This window comes from Actinoalloteichus spitiensis RMV-1378 (genome assembly GCF_000239155.1).
GTDB classification, from domain to species: Bacteria; Actinomycetota; Actinomycetes; order Mycobacteriales; family Pseudonocardiaceae; genus Actinoalloteichus_B; species Actinoalloteichus_B spitiensis.
In genome coordinates this window covers 1-1,495 of sequence record NZ_AGVX02000057.1, presented here as the reverse complement: position 1 = coordinate 1,495, position 1,495 = coordinate 1, and the positions used below count along the sequence as shown (strand labels likewise).

The window sequence follows — 1,495 nt, the reverse complement described above, 5'->3', positions numbered from 1 at the left end:
GTCCTTGCCCACCCACCCGGACCTGGTCCTGGATGATCCCTCGCCCGGCCTCTCGCGTCACCGCCATCCCGCGCGCCGCCAGCTCGTCGAGGATCGTGGTCTTGCCCGATCCAGGGCCCCCGGTCAGGACGAAGAACCGTTCCTCGGGCCGGCCGCTCCCCAGCGCACGCGCCATGGTCCGCACCATCCTCTCCTCCTCGGGTGGCGGGACTTCCCCGCCGGGCTCCCCGCTGCCCACGCTTCGGTGGCGGGCCGGCGTCCTCCGCCCCTCCGCTGAGCCGTCCTACGGCCCCGGTGGGCGGGGCGCCGCCGTCGGGCGGGGGCACGGTGGGCGGGCGTGGCGGTGTCGTCGTCCGCGGTGGAGCGCCGGGACGCGGCTCAGCCGCCGATGGCGCTCATCGGACGGTCGGGCTGGACGAAGCCCTCGTCGTCGATCCCGTGGCCGGCGGGCTTCGCCCACATCGTGTCGCGCCAGGCGGCGGCGATGCGCTCGTCGTCGGCGCCCGCCCGGACCAGTGCCCGCAGGTCGGTCTCCTCCTGGGAGAACAGGCAGGACCGGAGCTGGCCGTCGGCCGTGAGCCTGGTGCGGTCGCACGCTCCGCAGAACGGTCTGGTGACGGAAGCGATGACGCCGACGGAGCCGGGGCCGCCGTCCACCAGCCACCGCTCAGCGGGAGCGGAACCCCGCTCGTCGGTGGCCGGCGTGAGCCGGACCGACTCGGAGAGCAGCTCCAGGACGCGGTCCGCCGTCACCATCGCGTCCCGGTCCCACCCGTGCTGTGCGTCGAGCGGCATCTGTTCGATGAACCGGGGCTCGTACCCGTGGTCGAGGCAGAAGCGGACCAGCTCGACGGCCTCGTGCTCGTTGACCCCGGGGAGCAGGACGGCGTTGACCTTGATCGGGTGGAGCCCGGCCTCCGCCGCCGAGGCGAGGCCGTCCAGGACGTCGGCGAGCCGGTCGCGGCGGGTGATGCGCCGGAACGTCTCCGGCCGCACCGAGTCGAGCGACACGTTCACCCGGTCCAGGCCGGCCGCGGCCAGCCCGGCGGCGCGCGACCGCAGGGAGATGCCGTTCGTCGTCAGCGAGATCCCCGGCCTCGGTGTCAACGCGGCGGTGGCCGCCACGATCTCCTCCAGGTCCGGGCGCAACAGGGGCTCTCCGCCGGTGAACCGCACCTCCGTGACACCCAGGTGCCGCACCGCGATCCGGACCAGCCGGACCACCTCCGACGGGGTGAGCAGTTCCCGGGAGGGGAGCCAGTCCAGCCCCTCGGCCGGCATGCAGTAGTGACAGCGCAGGTTGCACTTGTCGATCAGCGAGACCCGCAGGTCGGTGGCGACCCGTCGGTAACGGTCCACCAGTGCTGGGGTCCCGGGCCGGGGTGGCAGGTCCCGGGACCGGGGGACCCTCGGCATGCCCAGATCAACCGCCGTCATCTGTCCCAGCCTAGAGTGCGGCGGCGAAGCCGCCCGGGGAGCGGGGCGGGGGTGGGAC

Annotated in this window: 2 protein-coding genes; both read right to left on the bottom strand. The window is 74.3% G+C overall.

Annotation, left to right across the window (positions count from 1 at the left end):
- Nucleotides 1-187, bottom strand: a 187-nt coding sequence (locus ACTIDRAF_RS26980; RefSeq protein WP_157162808.1) for an AAA family ATPase, incomplete at its 3' end; no start/stop codon positions are given.
- A gap of 191 nt (nucleotides 188-378) precedes the next feature.
- Nucleotides 379-1,437 carry a GTP 3',8-cyclase MoaA gene (gene moaA, locus ACTIDRAF_RS0202960; RefSeq protein ID WP_052168682.1) on the bottom strand — a complete coding sequence of 353 codons (1,059 nt, stop codon included), beginning with the start codon at nucleotides 1,435-1,437 and terminating at the stop codon, nucleotides 379-381.
- Nucleotides 1,438-1,495: the final 58 nt, after the last annotated feature.